Annotated in this window: 14 protein-coding genes; 10 read left to right on the top strand and 4 right to left on the bottom strand. The window is 46.6% G+C overall.

The annotated features are described in order from the left end of the window. Positions 1 to 330: 330 nt before the first annotated feature. The 3 genes from A28LD_RS05925 to A28LD_RS05915 all read right to left on the bottom strand — a co-directional run bounded on the left by A28LD_RS05925 (position 331) and on the right by A28LD_RS05915 (position 3,538). On the bottom strand, positions 331 to 1,473 hold the full coding sequence (locus A28LD_RS05925) for a cytochrome P450 (protein WP_007420163.1): 1,143 nt from the start codon (positions 1,471 to 1,473) through the stop codon (positions 331 to 333). Between the two features lie 271 nt (positions 1,474 to 1,744). Then, a complete protein-coding gene (locus A28LD_RS05920) occupies positions 1,745 to 2,194 on the bottom strand; it encodes a hypothetical protein (RefSeq protein WP_007420162.1) in 450 nt (149 codons plus the stop codon). A gap of 99 nt (positions 2,195 to 2,293) precedes the next feature. Next, on the bottom strand, positions 2,294 to 3,538 hold the full coding sequence (locus A28LD_RS05915; protein ID WP_007420161.1) for a malic enzyme-like NAD(P)-binding protein: 1,245 nt from the start codon (positions 3,536 to 3,538) through the stop codon (positions 2,294 to 2,296). 293 nt (positions 3,539 to 3,831) lie between these two features. Between A28LD_RS05915 and A28LD_RS05910 the strand changes: the two genes are divergently transcribed. The 6 genes from A28LD_RS05910 (at position 3,832) to A28LD_RS05885 (ending at position 11,392) form a co-directional block, all read left to right on the top strand. Continuing rightward, positions 3,832 to 4,824 (top strand): class I SAM-dependent methyltransferase, encoded by a 993-nt coding sequence (locus A28LD_RS05910; protein WP_007420160.1) that lies wholly within the window; start codon positions 3,832 to 3,834, stop codon positions 4,822 to 4,824. Positions 4,825 to 5,064: 240 nt separating this feature from the next. Further along, a complete protein-coding gene (locus tag A28LD_RS05905; protein ID WP_007420159.1) occupies positions 5,065 to 5,892 on the top strand; it encodes a DUF6689 family protein in 828 nt (275 codons plus the stop codon). Between the two features lie 6 nt (positions 5,893 to 5,898). Beyond that, on the top strand, positions 5,899 to 6,732 hold the full coding sequence (locus A28LD_RS05900; RefSeq protein ID WP_007420158.1) for an FHA domain-containing protein: 834 nt from the start codon (positions 5,899 to 5,901) through the stop codon (positions 6,730 to 6,732). A 94-nt stretch (positions 6,733 to 6,826) separates the two neighbouring features. Next, positions 6,827 to 10,087 carry a serine/threonine-protein kinase gene (locus tag A28LD_RS05895; protein ID WP_007420157.1) on the top strand — a complete coding sequence of 1,087 codons (3,261 nt, stop codon included), beginning with the start codon at positions 6,827 to 6,829 and terminating at the stop codon, positions 10,085 to 10,087. After that, the gene (locus A28LD_RS05890; protein WP_007420156.1) at positions 10,041 to 10,742 is read left to right on the top strand and encodes a sensor histidine kinase; all 702 of its coding nucleotides are present in this window, start codon (positions 10,041 to 10,043) and stop codon (positions 10,740 to 10,742) included. The genes A28LD_RS05895 and A28LD_RS05890 overlap by 47 nt, the downstream gene beginning before the upstream one ends. After that, a complete protein-coding gene (locus A28LD_RS05885) occupies positions 10,739 to 11,392 on the top strand; it encodes a response regulator transcription factor (protein WP_007420155.1) in 654 nt (217 codons plus the stop codon). The genes A28LD_RS05890 and A28LD_RS05885 overlap by 4 nt, the downstream gene beginning before the upstream one ends. A gap of 87 nt (positions 11,393 to 11,479) precedes the next feature. Here A28LD_RS05885 and rpmE read toward each other — a convergent pair whose 3' ends face one another. Further along, on the bottom strand, positions 11,480 to 11,692 hold the full coding sequence (gene rpmE / locus A28LD_RS05880) for a 50S ribosomal protein L31 (RefSeq protein WP_007420154.1): 213 nt from the start codon (positions 11,690 to 11,692) through the stop codon (positions 11,480 to 11,482). Positions 11,693 to 11,942: 250 nt separating this feature from the next. Here rpmE and priA point away from each other — a divergent pair, with 250 nt between their 5' ends. The 4 genes from priA (at position 11,943) to A28LD_RS05860 (ending at position 17,737) form a co-directional block, all read left to right on the top strand. Then, positions 11,943 to 14,150, top strand: coding sequence for a primosomal protein N' (gene priA / locus A28LD_RS05875; RefSeq protein WP_007420153.1), 2,208 nt, complete (start codon positions 11,943 to 11,945; stop codon positions 14,148 to 14,150). A gap of 159 nt (positions 14,151 to 14,309) precedes the next feature. Further along, positions 14,310 to 16,058, top strand: coding sequence for an arginine--tRNA ligase (gene argS, locus A28LD_RS05870; protein ID WP_007420152.1), 1,749 nt, complete (start codon positions 14,310 to 14,312; stop codon positions 16,056 to 16,058). A gap of 17 nt (positions 16,059 to 16,075) precedes the next feature. Continuing rightward, the gene (locus A28LD_RS05865) at positions 16,076 to 16,666 is read left to right on the top strand and encodes an SPOR domain-containing protein (RefSeq protein WP_007420151.1); all 591 of its coding nucleotides are present in this window, start codon (positions 16,076 to 16,078) and stop codon (positions 16,664 to 16,666) included. 282 nt (positions 16,667 to 16,948) lie between these two features. Continuing rightward, positions 16,949 to 17,737 carry a hypothetical protein gene (locus A28LD_RS05860; protein WP_007420150.1) on the top strand — a complete coding sequence of 263 codons (789 nt, stop codon included), beginning with the start codon at positions 16,949 to 16,951 and terminating at the stop codon, positions 17,735 to 17,737. Positions 17,738 to 17,758 lie beyond the last annotated feature (21 nt).

The following is a 17,758-nucleotide window of genomic DNA, read 5'->3' as shown; positions in this document are numbered from 1 at the left end:
CAATAATTTATAAAGAACCGTAATGAGTTTAATAACGCAGCTAATATGAATTTATTTTACTGATGGTGCAGGTAGGAATCTGTGCGTTAACGAACAGCCCCATCATCATTTTGAAACTAGATTAAATTTCTTTCGCTGAGAAGTTTTAGTGGGAGTATTTTAAAAGTGTTAACTTTAAACTCACCAATATTAGAGAACGAACTCCAACACTCGCGCCAGGCACTAATGGATTGGGATAACGAGGGCGGCGCGGTTATCCAGATGTCGAGTTTGGTCATAGAAACTAATGTACACAACCCCCCGTCAACTTTTAGTCACGGTGTCGAATATTCAACTAAATCGCAGATATAGCTCACTAAGGCCATTGCTTGGATGGACAGCACGGCGTGGGGCTTTTTTTCCCAACTCAACGAGTTTCGTTTTCAACAGCATCTCCTCAATCGCCACCCGCATCTCAAGCCTAGCCAGAGGAGCACCCTGACAAACGTGGGCACCTTGTCCCCAAACTAAAGTATCCACATTATTTCGTTCTACGTTCAAAACATTTGCCTGGTCAAATGCTCGCGGATCACGATTACCCGAAATCCACATCAACGCTATGTGCTCGCCTTTGGGTATCAACCGGCCCTGGATCTTAACGTCTTTCGTAGTCGTCCGTGGATTAAAGACAAGAGGTCCGTCAACCCGTAAAATTTCTTCTATTGCAGCAGGAATCAGTGCTGGATTGCTGCGTAACTGGTTTTGTAGCGCTTTGTTTTGAGCAATATGCATAAACAGAATGCTCAAGCTGGCTGCAACGGTTCCTTGGCCAGCAACCCAATTTCGAAGCACACTCACAATTTGATCATCGTCGAGTTGCACTTTGTTTACTACAGTGTTCATCAGAGAATCTGTGGCATCGCCGCGCTCGCTAGGCGAGGTGCGCCGCTTCTTCAGATTGTTTTTTACCTGTTCGGAAAAATCATTTGCAAGCTTTTTACCAGCAGCCGAATCGCTATTAAACGATGCTTTTAGGCTGTCTTGTACCCAGCGGTCAAAGTACTGCCATTGATTTTCGGGCCAACCCAATAGGGCGCACAAGGTTTTCATGGTAAACGGGTTGGCGAAAGCAGCAACCATTTCTACCTCATCGGCTACCAGCACTGATTCAAAGATATCTGCAGCAATCTTGCGTGCTTGTGGCTCTAACTTACTCATCTGTTCACTTTCGAAGTTATTATCAAGTGCTTCGCGGTATTGTTGGTGAACGGGAGGATCTAGTCCATTTGGGATGGCCATGAACTGCGAGACATTACTATAGGTTTGCGGATCGGCAAGTACTGCAGCAATATCCTCATGGCGGAATAACGACCAACCCATAAGTTTGCTGTGAGCTACTGGACAACGCTCTCGCATTTCGTCGTAGGCCTGTCGTTGATCTCTCAGGCTCTCTTCGTTAAGTGGATTCCAATCATTCTGCGGTTCGTGTGCCATACATATTCCTTGCTGTCGCGAAGTTATATTCAGGTAAGGCGGAGAGCCATGCGCTATAAATCAGCACTCAAATGGGGAGCCATAATATAGTGCTCTCTCAAACGCTAGTATTGTTGATTAGATATAGGTTAGTAATTAGAGAGATGTTGGTCTGTGCGCTTGCACACATATGTTGAACGGATAAATTTTATTGTAAGAGTGCGGCTAAATAAAAAAGCAGCTTCAAGGAAGCTGCTTTCATTTCATAGAATTGTTTTTGCAAAGGCCAGGGTTACTGGTAGCGTAAATGGCTCACTTGCACTGTTCGGAATAAGCCGGTGGCGGCAAAAGCTTGTACTACATCGCGGTAGTTTACTTCAGCGCCGCGAGGCTCTATCCATAAGCGGTTGCCGCTTACGCCAAAGCGAATAGGCTGGCTGAGCGCTCGGCGCAGGTGCCGTTCGGCCTCTAATAAGATATCGGGCTTATCTGCTGAACGTTCGCCGCCAGCCACAAACGCTCGGTGCGCCTTTTCTAATTCTTCATCATACCATTCCACATCGATGGGCCCAGAGTGGCGAATTGTCATGCCTTGATCATCGGGGAATGGCCGCAACATGCTTGGATTATACTTTAACTGAACGCGAGCACTTTCCTCACCATCGCCGGGGGCATTTTGGCAGGCAGCAAGCATAAATAAAGAACTACCTAAGAACAGGACTCGTAGTATTGAAATCTTCATGTTCACACCTCAATAGTATTGATAAAAGCGAGCATTCATTGAACTGGGATGATGAGCCCCAACACTACTTTAAAAATAGCAGAGCGTTGGCATTTTTTGCTATTCCGCCATGTAATTTTTCGGCAAATCAATGCGCGCTACTCCGCTTGCAATGGCTGCCTCAGCAACTGCACGAGCAATTCGCTTGCAAAGGCGCGGGTCCATTGGTTTTGGAATAATATATTGGCGGCCGAATGAAAGGCTATCAACACCCGAAGCTTTCAGCACTGATTCAGGAACCGGCTCTTGGGCCAATTCACGAATGGCAGTTACGGCGGCAAGCTTCATTTCATCGTTAATAGCGCTGGCGCGAACATCTAAAGCACCCCGGAAAATAAACGGGAAGCACAACACGTTGTTCACTTGGTTGGGGTAATCCGAGCGGCCCGTAGCCATAATTAAATCATCACGCGTGGCATTGGCGATGTCAGGGTGAATTTCCGGGTCGGGGTTAGAGCAGGCAAACACCACAGGGTTGGGCGCCATCAGTGAAAGATCTTCAGCGCTGAATAAATCTGGCCCTGATACCCCCACAAATACATCAGCTCCGGTAATCACATCTTGTAAGGTGCGTTTGTCGGTGTTGTTGGCAAATAGCTGCTTATATTCATTTAAATCAGAACGGCGAGTATGAATAACCCCTTTCGAATCAAGCATGTAAATGTGCTCGCGTTGTGCGCCACACTTAATGAGTAACTCCATGCAAGCAATAGCAGCAGCACCGGCGCCCATGCAAACAATTTGTACGGTAGCAATATCTTTGCCTTGAATCTCTAAAGCGTTCAGCAAACCAGCAGAGGTAACAATAGCGGTACCATGTTGATCATCATGAAATACTGGAATATCACAGCGTTCAATTAACGCTTGTTCAATCTCAAAGCACTCTGGGGCTTTGATATCTTCAAGGTTGATACCACCAAAAGTGCCGGCAATACTGGCTACGGTGTTGATGAAATCTTGAGTAGTACGATGAGTAACTTCAATATCAATCGAATCAAGGCCAGCGAAACGCTTAAATAATAGAGCCTTGCCTTCCATTACCGGTTTTGAGGCAGCTGGGCCCAAATTCCCGAGCCCTAAAATAGCAGTGCCATTGCTGATAACCGCAACCAAATTACCTTTTGCCGTGTAGCGATAAACATCATCTGGATTTTCCGCAATAGCACGCACCGGCTCTGCTACACCGGGGCTATACGCCAAGGCGAGGTCGCGCACGGTTTCAGCGGGCTTGGTAAGTTCAATACTAATTTTTCCGGGTGTAGGTAACGCATGGTAATCAAGTGCTTGCTGACGAAAATCGCTCATGTGTTATGTAATCCATTTTCTGCATCAGAATGAAGTTAAGGCTATTGAAGTTGGGCTATTTCATTAAATTATTACTACAGCCTAACATTGCTATTTGGAAGTGTAATGGGTTTCCTACGTTAAACAAATCTTACCTTTGCAGTTTGTGCGCGCTTTGCCTTGATTTATAGCCGTTTGAACACGAAACGGCTTCAGTGTTTTACCCATTTCGAGTATCGTATTTGCCATTAATCATACTGAAGTGTCGTTATTTTAGAACTTCACAAAACAACCAGCGGTAAAGAGATAATATTATGAATCATTGGAGTAACCATTGGCTTCTCTCGCGCACAGTGAGCAGTTTTTCCGAGGGCGAAATCGGCCGAACTTACGCACGCGATGTAGATAATTTTTGGTTTCAAAATTTGGCGTTTCTGGGCAAAAACGCGATTGTTGTTGATGTGGGTTCAGGCAACGGTGCGGCGGCATTAACGATTAGCGAGTGGGCTAAAAAAAATGGCAAAAAGTGGCAAGTGCATGGTGTTGATCTTGCTAAAATCACGCCAGTAAAAGCATTGGCAGATAAGCCTGAAATTAGTAAACAGCTAGAAGCTATCACTTTCCATACTGAAACCGATATGCTGAAACTGCCGTTTGCAGATAATTCAGTTGATTGTATTGTTAGCCAGTTTGGCTTTGAATATGCCGATAGCGAGGCAGCATTAGCTGAAGCGTTACGGGTGTTAAAGCCAGGTGGCAAAATAGTAGCCATTGCGCAGCATAAAAAATCGCAGTTGATTAAAGAAGCGGGGCAAGGTGCGGAAATTTTCCAGCATATTTTAAACACTACTCCTTTGTTCCTGCAGGCTGATTTAATGTTGCGTTTAGCTGCGATGCAAATGGAAAAGATGACATTTGAAGAATGGCAAAAGAATCAAGCTTGCTTAGCTTCACGGCGTACTACTGAATGGATTATGCAAACTTTAAAAGAGAAGTTTAATAAACCCGAAGAGCACGTGTGGTTAAATGAAATATTTGGCCGTGTGCTTGAGTTGATTAACTACGCCACTACTACCGAAAAGGCCACGCAAGCGGCTGAGTACTTAATGATTTCGTTTAACATGCTGCAAGATCATCGCCTACGCTTAATCGACCACAGTGAAGCTGCGTTAACGGCTGCAAATGCTAAAAAGTGGGTAAAAGCGGCAGAGAAAGCAAAAGCGAGTGCAGAAGTTGCCGAATTTAATGCCGGCGATCAGCTATTTGCTTGGCAATTTATTGCCACAAAGCCTAACGTAGCAAAATAAGGGTAAATACCTAAAAGCGTTAAAATGTTGCTAAAAACCTCGATTTCACCTTAGAAATCGGGGTTTTTGTGTAATTTAGAGGGGAAACCCCTATATCTAGATTTACCTTCCATTGCCATCATCTTTACACGAAGCGCAGGGTGCTTCGCATAAAAATTCTGCTCGCCAAGAAATAATCAACGCAATTCGAAAAGTGATGTTTGAGTTGATATTCCTGGCTTGATGATGAGGAAGGTAAACATGTTTAAACATCTAATAGGTTTTGCCGTTGCTGCTACTTTAATGGTGCAGCCGGTGCTTACAAATAATGCTAGTGCAAACGAAATCGAATATAGTGCTAACCGAATTTCAGCAGATCTAGTGCTCGATAATGGAATGGATCTGCAATTATCCATTTCCTTCGCACAGGCCATTGGCTTGAACGAAGATAACGTTAACCTCACAGTGCAAGCGCTCGATCCAAACGATCACCGTATTGTAAATCGGCTACCTGATAACTTTAATATGTGGGCAGTAGATAGTTTTCCGGTGCTGATTTCTGTGCAGCCGCGTAAAGATAAAGGCTTTAGTTTTTCTGGTGAAGCTGAAATTGAGCTCTATACTCAGAGCATCGAGTATGCAGATAACATTCGCTTATTCCGTTCACACGCAGGCGGTGAATTTGAAGATATTACTACGTTAACCGCGGCAGGTAGTTTGCGTGCACGCGGCTCTACGGGGCACTTTTCAGATTTCATCTTATTAGTTGATAATCGTGATGGGAATTTAGTTGCAGCAGCAAAAGCGCGCGATTTAGCCAATTATCTGTATAATCATGTTTTTAGTATGGAAGACCAATTTGGTAATGAAGTACAAGCGCTTACTCGGAATATTAATGAGCACGTGCAACAAGGCCGTTATCAAGCCGCCGCATCAAATTTGAACAATGTGCTGCGTAAACTTGAATCGGCGCATGGCAATTCAGTTCCGGGTGTATGGCGCTCAAGCGGCGATATCGAGAATGTGCAGGGTGAATTAATCACCAAAGCGCGCTCACTTCGCTTCACTCTAGGTACATTGCTAAGGTAGTTACTTATGCCCCTAAGGTTACAACTGTTTTATCCAGAACAGCCAGCGCAAAGCCACGTGCTTTTCGAAGGTAAAGAATATTTACTGGGCCGTTCTGAAGAATGCGATATTGTGATTAATGAGCAGCAAGTATCTCGTTTTCATGCACGCATCACTTCGAAAAATGGGGTGTGGGAATTGCATGATCACAATAGCCAAAACGGTTGTTTTTCTGAAGGGCAGCGGGTGCGTTCTATTGCACTTGCACAAAAAGCTGAACTTATTCTGGGCGGCATTAAATGCCGCCTAGAACAGGTTGAGCATCGGCAAATCACCGCAGAAAGTAGTTTCAGCCAATGGCGAAATAAATACTTATCGGCGGCGGCAGAAAAAATGCTGCAAGAAAGTGCCCTTTCGAATCTGTTAAATTCGGCTACTGAAACCTTAAGCACCATTTTATCCAGTGATAGAGCGGCGGTTATCTTCCTCGATGATGAAGGTGATATTTGTAACTGCACTGGTTTTCCTGAATGGATGGCGGCTGAGAGCTTCACTGGTAGCCGCACGGCTATTCGGCAAGCTATTTCAGCAGGCGAACCGGTTATTCTCTCATCAGTTGCCGATAACCCTATCATTGCCAAAGCTACGAGTGTAATTCACAACTCGATACAAGCATTGTTGTGTTTTCCTGTGCGCTACCAAGATCAAGTGGTAGCGGTGCTATATGCTGATAGCGCGCAAGAACACCGTGCATTTCTTGATACAGATTTGGTGATTGTGCGTTCATTTTCGCGGCAATTATCGATGGCGTTACAGATTCAAGATATCGAACGGCGTTTACATCGTGTACAGGCGATGTGATTTATTTACAAATTATCCTCCTAGAGCTTTGCATAAATAACACTGGGAGCGGTATCCTTAAGTTATTGAATTAGGATACTTCCGGAGAACATTTGTGATCTCAGGCTCAGATTCGGCCAGCGCACACCCTAATCGCGATACATCATTGTTAACACCTGCAGATGCACTGCCTACGGGAACAGTGTTGGCTGGGCGTTTTCGGGTGGTAAGTACGTTAGGTGCTGGTGGGCAAGCACAAGTTTATCAAGCCAGAGATGAGATTCTTGGTACCGATATTGCTATTAAGTTAATAGCCCCTCGGAATGCCCTAGATATCAACCAAGTGCAACGCTTACGCCAAGAGGTTTTAATGGCGCGTGAGCTTAATCACCCAAATATCGTACGTGTTTTTGAGTTTTACCAAGATGGTGAGTGGGTTTTCTTCACCATGGGCTTAGTGAGTGGCCGCTGCCTCGCGGAGCTTATTCATGAAGGCGTCAAGCGCCAACAAGTAGAACTATGGTTGAACCAGTTGTTACTGGCGTTGGCAGCTTGCCACGATGCGGGTATTACTCACGCAGATATCAAGCCTGAAAACATTGTGGTGGATGAACGTGGCAATATAATTCTGCTTGATTTTGGCATCGGCCAAACCAATATTGGTAGCCCTGAAGCCCGCAAGAATGAGCGCAATGAAGCCGCTGAAAAAACCAATAGCACCTTATTTGCTTCGGGAGCGAAAGATTTTTCCGCCAGCACTGGCTACGCTGCCCCAGAAGTTACTCAGTTAGGAAAACGGGGAAGCCATAGTGATTGTTATAGCTGTGGCCTTTTGCTGAAAGAGTTACTTGGAGCTACTTCTATTCGGAAATGGCATCTCGGTGATTTGCTTTGGTATTTAGAGTGCAAACAAATTGCCGGGAAACTCAGTAAACCATTAATTCACCAGAGGCTTTCGATTGCTGGTGCGCAAAAACGCCTTCTTAACCCTTCGAAACCAAAATTAGCTTTCAGCCTTGCCGTACTCGTTTGTGTACTTTCGCTAGTAGTTTATGCGGTTTGGCAACAAGCTAATGTTGAGCCGCCGGTTATTACCGCAGAGCCCGAAAGAACAAGCCGTGTGGCTATTATTTACAGCCCAGATAACGATACCTTGGCAGGCTTTGCAGAGCTTATGCGCCTTCACCTTATTAGCCAAAGCGATATTGATGTGATTGAGCAAAATCGGGTTGATATATTAATGAGTAACCTCGGTTTAAGGCCTTTTGGCCAGCAAGAGCACCGCAATCGTATTGCGCAGTTGGTGAACGCCGATGTGCTGGTATTGTTACAAACCATGCAGCTACCGGTGGGTGAAGAAGTGCGCTTGCAGGTAGTGCTGGCAAGTATGCCGGGCAACCGAATGTTTGGCGCGTTTCAGGGCACTCTTTCAAACGAGCTGCTGCCGCAAACACTCGAACAATTATTTACCCATATTGATACTCAGCTGGCGCTACCGCCGCGTGAACTCATTGTTCCAGTAGAGGAGCTACAGCGGGTAGAGCCGGTGTTGCGTGCGTTGCGGCAAGGGCGGAACGCTGAAGCCGAGCAATTTATAAATTCGCTACAGGCAGAATGGCCAGATTTTGCCGGCGGTTGGTTAGCTGGCGCACGCTTGGCGGTGAACCGTGGCGAGCTGCAACAGGCACGTGAGCAACTTCAGCGGCTATTTGAGCTTTCTGAAAATGATGAATATTGGCACCTAGAAGGCCGAGCTCTGCAAGCGGAAATGAGTGATGATATTAATGGCGCGATTGCGGTAGTGGATCGCCTCGTAGAGTTATTCCCAGGGCGCGCCACATTATTAGATAGGCGCGCCGAGTTAGCTACTTGGGATGATGATGCAGAAACGGCTATCAACCTGTATCAGCAAGCATTAATAATCGACCCAAGTTCGGGTGAACGCTGGTTCGAGTTGGCACGCATTCGGATTATTCAAGGGCAAATTCAGCAGGCGCTAGATAATGAGCTCCTGCAAGCACTGATCAAGTATCGACAACAGGAAGATGTTCGCGGCCAAGGCACGGTATTAAATGCTTTCGGAGTTGCTTACTTACGCTTATCCGAGGCTGGGCAAGCGGCCCAGTATTTTACCCAAGCGTTACAAATACGTACGGCTGAGTTCGACCCGAATGGTCGGGCCGTAACTCTAGCAAATCTCGCGAACGCTTATGCGCTGCAACTCCGATACAACGAAGCAGAGGCTGCACTGGCAGAGGCCTCCTTACTCTTTGAAGCAAACAACGATCGGTTAGGTTTGGCCCAAGTTGAAAACGAATGGGGCATATTGCTGGAAGAACAGGGGCGCTATCGTGAGGCTCTCACCCATTACAGCAATGCTCTCGATTTACGTATTGCTACCGGTTATTCGCGCCAGCAAGCCGAAAGTATCAACAACGTTGCTTATATCTATTACGTAATGGCGGAATATAGCCAAGCTGAAATATTTTGGAATCAGGCTGCTACGTTGTTTTCCCGAATTGGCGATGAATCAGGGTTGGCGCGCACAGAGTTGAATTTAGCGAATCTGGCGCTTACTCGCGGTGAATATAATAAGGCTACTCAAATTCTTTCTGATGTGTTGGAAAAATCCCAAGGCCGCCGGCCAGAAGAAGAGTTGGTTACACAATTTTATTTGAGCCATCGAAACTTCTCTTTAGGGGCTTGGGAAACAGCCACTTACAACAATCAAGAAGCGCTGCGTATTAGTGAATTAACGAATAATGTTCGTGGTATCGTGGAAGTTCGCATTTGGGGTGCAGAAATGTGCTTATATTTTGCGGATAGCCAATGTATGGATGAGCATCTTGAAGGCTTAACACCTTATATTGAGCAGTTAAATCAAGAACAGTTAGCCTTGCGCGATTGGATAATTACTGCAAAAGCTATACTTGAGGGCGAAGTTTCTACCTCGGGAATCACAGCATTTTGGGCGCGTTTCCGCAAACAGCTTTTGCCGGTGAAAACCGAATTACGGGTGTTGTTATCGGTTCTTGAATTAAGCCCTACGGCCCGCGATAGCTGGCAGTGGCAACGTGTACGTGAATTGAGTACAGCAAGTATGTATAAAGAGTATTTACGTGCTCATTATTTACAAGCGCTACAATTTAATGATGAAAATGCGCGTGAACAACTGCGTAGAACATTGCAAAGTTACCCGGAACACTGGCGTAATCATCTGTATTATGAGATTTTTGATGATCTTGGTTCCAAGCGCAGAGCAGAACAATTACAAGAAGCGCTTTACCAGCATTTGACTCAACCACAAATTGAGGTCTACCAAGCTACATATGAACGAACCGAAAGCTCCGTTCGCAGAAGAAGTACAAACCCTTAAACGCAACCAACAAGAGTTGCGGCAGTTGCTGTTAGAAGAGCAAGATACCCTGCGTGATCTTGCACAACGGTTGTGGAGCCAGCAGGAAGCCGAGCGAGCCCGATTTTCGCAAGAGCTACATGATGGCGTAGGCCAGTTACTTACGGCACTTACTCGCAGGTTAGAGCAATCTTCTGGTGAATTTGAAGGGGCCGAAGCGCTATCGGAATTGGCGGCGCAGGCACTTGCCGATGTTCGGCAACTTTCACGGCTAATGCGCCCGCGTATTCTCGATGATTTAGGCCTAGCTGCTGCGCTGCAATGGCTAGTGCGCAGCCTTTGTGAAAGCGAACCTTTGCAGGTAGATCTGCAAATTGATATTGAAGAAGAACCCACAAATCATCTAGCTATATTGGTTTTTCGTATCGCCCAAGAGGCGTTAACCAATGCGGTACGCCATGCACAAGCATCGCATATTAGTGTATATGCTAGCCGAGTTGGCGATACCCTAAGGCTAGATGTTATTGATAATGGTCACGGATTCGAGCTCAAAGCAATAACCCCCGGAGTGGGCCTCGCGAGTATGCGAGATCGAGCGGCCGCTTTTGCGGCCGAATTGGAGATTGAATCCCGCCCCGGCGGGGGGTGTCATTTGAGTTTATTGGTACTGTTATGAGTTTACAAGAAAACAAGATACGCATTGTTATCGCCGATGATCATACTTTGGTGCGCCAAAGCATTGTGCAAATGTTACTTCAGCAAGGTGATTTTGAAGTTGTGCAAGAATGTGAGGATGGCCAGAGCCTTGTTCAGGCCGCTATTCAACAGGCACCCGATGTTATTTTAATGGATATATCAATGCCCAAAATGAATGGTTTGGTGGCAATTGATAAACTGCTCCATACCCGCCCCGAAGCGCGAGTGCTTGTGCTTACCATGCATGATGAGCTTGAATATATGCATGCGCTGCATCTTTCTGGGGCGCGTGGCTATGTATTGAAAGAATCGTCAACTGCGCAATTGGCAGAAGCGATTCGTATTATTCATAAGGGCGGTACTTTTTTCCCCGAAGCTCTTACGAAATCGCTAGCTACGGGCAAAGGCAGTAGCGCCGATGAGCATTCTATTTTGAATAATATTACGCGCCGTGAGCGGGAAGTTTTTTACCTTGTGGTGGCTGGGCGCACCACCAAAGAAATTGCGGTGCTGTTGGATATGTCACACAAAACTGCAGAAAACCACCGGGGCAAGATTCTAAACAAAATGCAGGTATCGAACACTGCTGAGTTAATTCGCCTAGCGGCTAGAAAAGGGTTGTTAGAATAAGATAGAACTGGAGTTAATGAATAAAAAAAGCGCCATTCTAACGAGTGGCGCTTTTCTTTCAGCTTTGGCACTATAAATCTAGGTAAATTACTTAGATTTAAGTGAACCGAAACGTTGTTTGAACTTATCAACACGTCCGCCAGCATCCAGAGTTTTCTGTTTACCAGTGTAGAACGGGTGACACTCAGAACATACGTCGATGTGGAAGTTTTCACAACGCGTTGAACGAGTTTCAAAAACGTTACCGCACGAACAGTTTACGGTTACGGCTTTATAATCAGGGTGAATACCTTGTTTCATGGGGGTTACCTCAGTTGAAGGCCGCATCGCCATCCGTGCTTTCCACGAACACCACGCGCTTGTTAATAAAATTCGTACTTAAATCTAATTTAAGGACGCGGATTCTAGCGCAGAGCTGGCTAAGGATCAAGCAACATCGCAGGTTCATCACTTGCAAACCTGTAATGCGTTACCCTTTACGCAAAAAGCGTGCTGGCGCTTCGGCAAAGTTTTGTTAGCATAGAGCTTCATTCAATGCGCGTGGAAACTTGTGCCTACCTTTATTCGTATTGCCTTACCCGTTCCATTACGGCGAAAGTATGATTATGTGCTTGCGCCCGAACAACCGCTACCGCCGGTGGGTAGCCGGGTGCGCGTGCCTTTTGGTTCGCGGGAAATGGTAGGGTTTGTAACGGCAAACGATATTACCCCAGAAATTGAGGCTAGCCAGCTTCGCGAAGTGATCACGGTTAGCGATTCGGAACCGCTATGGCCAGAACCGTTGTGGAAATTATTGCTGTGGGCGGCAAGTTATTATCATCACCCGCTCGGCGAAGTGTTAGTTCATGCTGCGCCTATCGCAATAAAACAAGGCGAGCCACCGAACTATACGTTGGTGCGCCGGTATCATTTGAGTAGCGAGGGTGAGGCCGCCGAAGTAGCTAGTTTGCAACGCGCAAAGAAACAACAACAGTTGTTTGCCGCATTAAAACGCGGGCCAATGAGCGCTGCAGCCATTCGGCAACAGGAGTTTAGCTCGGCAGCATTAAAAGCATTGCAAGATAAAGGTTTAGTAGAGGCGCAGGATTGCAAACCCAGTTTTAAACCTTGGGGTGGGGAACTGTGTGAACAACCCCATGCGCTGAATAAAGAACAAGCGGTAGCAGTAGGCGCTATTTTAGGCTCGGTGAATGATGCCAAAGCCAATGTTTGGTTACTCGAGGGTGTTACCGGTAGCGGTAAAACCGAAGTGTATTTGCAGGTAATGGCTGAAGTGCTTGCGGCGGGTAAGCAAGTGTTGGTGCTAGTTCCAGAAATTGGCCTTACTCCGCAAACGGTGGCCCGTTTTCGCAATCGGTTCCAAGCACCAGTGGTGGTGTTGCACTCGGGGTTGAGTGATCAAGAACGTTTACAAGGCTGGCTGCAAGCCCGCGATGGCCATGCAGGTATTGTGCTAGGTACGCGTTCGGCAATATTTACACCGATGAAAAACCTTGGCCTGCTTATTCTTGATGAAGAACACGATAGTTCGTTCAAGCAACAAGAAGGCTTTCGTTACAACGCCCGCGATTTAGCCATTAAACGCGCCCACTTGGAAGGCTTTGGCGTTATTTTAGGTTCGGCCACCCCTTCGTTAGAAAGTTTGGCAAATGCGCGTAGTAAGCGTTACGCGCACCTCACCTTGGGTAAGCGCGCTGGCTCTGCATTGCCTGTGAAAAGCGGTGTAATCGATTTAAAATCGCAGCGCTTACACAATGGGCTTTCCGATCAGCTGTTAACGGTAATGCAAAAGCACCTCGATGCGGGCAACCAAGTGCTGTTGTTTTTAAATCGGCGCGGTTTTGCCAGCGCGTTGCTTTGCCATGAGTGCGGTTGGATAAGCGATTGCCATCGCTGCCAAGCGAACATGACAGTGCATCAACAAAGCCATACTTTGCAGTGCCACCATTGTGGTGCTCAGCGGCGCATTCCGCGGCAGTGCCAAAGCTGTGGAAGCACGCAATTGATAACTCGAGGTATTGGTACAGAACAGCTCGAACAAGCAATTCAAGAGCGGTTTCCGAACTACCCGGCTATCCGCATTGATCGGGATAGCACGCGCAAAAAAGGCCAGCTCGAAGATTACCTAGAGGCGGTTGCTCGGGGCGATTATCGCATTCTTATTGGCACGCAGATGCTGGCAAAAGGGCATCACTTTCCCGATGTAACTTTAGTATCGTTACTTGATGTTGATGGTGCACTGTTTAGCGCCGATTTTCGCGCGGCCGAGCGCATAGCTCAATTGTATGTGCAGGTATCGGGCCGGGCAGGTAGAGCTAGCAAAAAGGGTAGTGTGTTATTACAAACGCATCATCCAGAACACCCGTTAATTCAAGAGCTTATTCAAAACGGCTATAAAGATTTTGCACAAAGTGCTTTGTTAGAACGAGAGCAAGCAATGCTGCCGCCGTATGCCGCAATGGCGTTATTCCGAGCTGAGGCGATTGATAAGCCGGCGGCAGAAGCACTTTTGCAAGTGATTAGTGATAAGCTACACGCAAGCATGAGTAGTGAAATACCGGAAGTAACGGTGATAGGGCCGATGCCTGCGCCACTTGCTCGCCGAGCCGGCCGTTTTCGCTATCAGCTATTGTTACATGCCGCCGCACGAGCGCCGTTGCATGGGCTGCTACAGCAGTGTTTACCTGAGCTTGAAAACTTAGCTGAGGCAAGAAAGGCACGCTGGACATTGGATATAGATCCACAAGAATTTATTTAATTTCACTATTTCTGTAACTATCTCAGTAACTATTTTAGTGAGAAAGCAGCCGATTAGCCCAGATGCTGGTTTTTTTTCCAAGCCCAAGCGATTAAACTATCGGGCTTATGTTTATCCCCTATTGTTATTGAATACGCGTTATTTAAGGTTGTGAGAACCATGAAACAGCAGATAGAAGAATTATTGCACGCTGCAGTAGCTGCATTGATAGCCGCTAAAAGTATTCCGGCCGATGTACAACCGCGCATTCAGCTTGATCGCCCGCGTGATAAATCTCATGGTGATTTCGCAACGAACTTAGCGTTAATGTTGGCAAAACCAGCAAAGCAGAACCCACGGGCGTTAGCCGAAGCTATCATTGCAGCCATTCCTGAAAATGCAGTGATTGGCAAAACCGAAATTGCCGGCCCGGGTTTCATCAACTTTACCGTTGATCGTTCGCAGCTAATTGCCCAACTTGAAACAGCGTTTGCCGATAAGCGTTGTGGTGTGCCATTAGCAGAAAAACCACAAACTGTTGTAATTGATTATTCATCACCTAACCTTGCCAAAGAGATGCACGTAGGCCATTTGCGCTCTACCATTATTGGCGATGCGGTAGCGCGTACATTAAGCCTACAAGGCCACAAGGTTATTCCACAGAATCACGTAGGCGATTGGGGCACCCAGTTTGGTATGTTGCTGGCGCACATGGAAGATAGCCTGCAAGAAGCGAGCTCTGATGAACTGGCGTTGAGTGATTTAGAAACTTTCTATAAAGCCGCAAAAAAACGCTTTGATGATGAAGAAGGCTTTGCCGATAGAGCGCGCGCGTTGGTAGTAAAGCTGCAATCTGGCGATGCCTACTGCAAATCACTTTGGCAGAAATTTATTGATACATCGTTGGCGCATTGCCAAGAGGTGTACGATCGTTTGGGTGTGCAACTTACCCGCGCTGATGTAATGGCAGAATCAGCCTACAACGATGATTTAGCTAAGGTGGTAGTAGATCTGCGTGAGCAAGGTTTATTGGTTGAAAACCAAGGTGCTCAGTGTGTGTTCTTGGATGAATTCAAAGGCAAAGAAGATGAGCCTTTGCCGATTATTGTGCAGAAGAAAGATGGCGGTTATCTGTATGCTACAACCGATTTAGCTGCGGTTCGCTATCGCGCCGGAACTTTGGGTGCAGATCGCGTTATTTATGTGGTAGATGCGCGCCAATCGCTGCATTTCCAGCAAATATTCACCCTTTGCCGTAAAGCCGGTTATGCCAGTGAGAGCACCAGTTTAGAGCACTTAGGTTTTGGTATGGTTTTAGGCAAAGATGGCCGGCCATATAAGAGCCGCGATGGTGGTGTTACTAAGCTTGCCGATTTACTGGATGAATCAGAGCGCCGCGCAGCTGAACTAATTGCAGCGAAAGGCACTGATTTTAGTGCGGAAGAGCAAGCGAATGTAGCTCGAGTTGTAGGTATTTCTTCTGTGAAATATGCTGATTTATCGAAAAACCGCACCAGCGATTATGTGTTTGATTGGGATACCATGCTTTCATTCGAAGGCAATACAGCACCCTACTTGTTGTATGCCTACACTCGGGTAAATAGTATTTTCCAAAAGGCTGGTTTAGCATTGCACGAAGTAAGCGGCGCAATTCAACTACCAACTGAACAAGATGAAACCCTTGCTAATAAGTTGGCGCAATTCCCAGAAATTATTGCTTCGGTAGGTAATAAAGGCATGCCGCATTTCTTGTGTGGTTATATGTTTGAATTGGCGGGTGCATTTTCTTCGTTTTACGAGGCCTGCCCAATCTTGAATGCCGACGATGAAACCATAAAGCAAAGCCGATTGAAGTTAGCCGGGCTTACTGCGCGCATTCTTGCGCAAGGCTTAGAGTTGCTCGGTATTGATACCCTTGAACGAATGTAATGGAGCGGAGCTAATTTATGGCGGTTGATTACGCCAAACGCGGTGCACCGAAAAAGAAAAAGCCAGCGGCGAAAGCAAAGCCGGCTGCGCGTGGTGCTACCCGTAAACCAGCAAATCGAAAAGGCGCGAAACCAGCCGTGCCTGTTCGCGCCTTGTTGGTTACCCTGGCCGTAATTGCACTGTTTGTGGCATTTCTTTGGTTCTTAAAAAATGGCGATGCGCCAGAGCCTGCAATCGATGATGAAAGCGCCACGGTTTCAGCACCGGTATTAGAGCCACTACCTGAAGTTCCTGCCGAACGTTGGCAATACATTGAAGAGCTTGAAAGCCAGCAGCTGGAAGTAGAAGTGCCTGAGCTTGCGGAATCACGCCGGCGCCTAATGCAATGCGCTTCGTTCCGAAGCCATGCCGAAGCCGATACGCTGCGCGCCAGAATCGCAATGGCTGGTTACGAATCACAAATACGCGAAACCACTGGCAGCAATGGCCGTTGGTTCCGCGTTATCCTAGGGCCTTTCGATAACCTACGCGATGCCCAACGCACCAACAACCAACTCCAACGCACCGGTATCTACGGTTGCCAAATTTGGCTTTGGAACCTTGATTAGTGTTTATATCCATCCAAGTTGATGGGTATAAACAAACGTGGTTGCGGTAAAAATTCCCCCGCCAGATAACACTTAAAATAGTGCTAATTTTTTAACTAGTGCTATGTTTAAATTTCACTGAGCCGCTTTTTTGACGGTGCACGCTCCAGTATTAACGCTTCGTTGCTCCTCGTGGTAGAGGTTTTCTGTGGATCGATTTGCTTTTAAATAAGCATGGATATCGCACATGTTCGTATGGACATTTGCGGGTTGCAGTAAACTATTCTTATCAAGGGGTGCAGTATGCGTCGCTTATCTCTCGTGCTCGTTTTCGTTGTTGGGGTACTCACAGGCTGTTCTTCAGTGAGCTTTCCTATCGATGATGCAACGGGGCAAAATAACTTTGGTTACCATCCGCTAGATCCGCTCCCTGTGCATGTGGGTATTCCACAAGGGGAGGTGTTAAACGCGCTGTCTGATGAAACGATGCGGCTCGCTATCGGTACTTTTACTCAAGAAGGCGGCTTATCTTTCGGGCCTGCGAAGCTAGGAGTGCAAGGCAACAATTATGTAGTAATCCTCGATTACATAAAATTCAGCACCGATTCATTGCCCGTTTTAGTATCGAGTAGCCCTGTTGATGGTAAGCGTGTAGCCACTTTGGTATCTGAGGGAAACGAGGAACTTGCCACCAATGTAGTGCCGGTATATATCGGTGTAGGGCTACGTTTAACCGCTAATATCTATGTTAAAAAGGGAGAGCTTGATCTTTCAAGCCTGTTTGCCCTTGGTGTTGCCGCTAGGGCAGAACAAGTTTCCGGCACACTGATTATCCAAACGTTAGGCGTAAGTGGCCAAGAAATTTCGAGTTTAATTCCGATGCCGAGTGAAATTAGTGAATCGAGTATTCAGAATGCGATGCTCGCGTTGGCATCGATCAAGGTGAAAATGTACGATGAGAATACTCAGATTACCCCAAGAGTTGTTGGTGTTTACAACAATTTAGGCGGTGGCCAAACAACCATAAATGGCTTTATCTCTTCCCTTTTACAACGCCCAATCGTTTTCCCAAGGCAGCCTGCAACCGAGTAATTCGGCTAGCAAAAAGAGCGA

The sequence above is a fragment of the Idiomarina sp. A28L genome (assembly GCF_000218785.1).
GTDB lineage: Bacteria > Pseudomonadota > Gammaproteobacteria > Enterobacterales > Alteromonadaceae > Aliidiomarina.
This window is presented reverse-complemented; position numbering and strand designations above follow the sequence as displayed.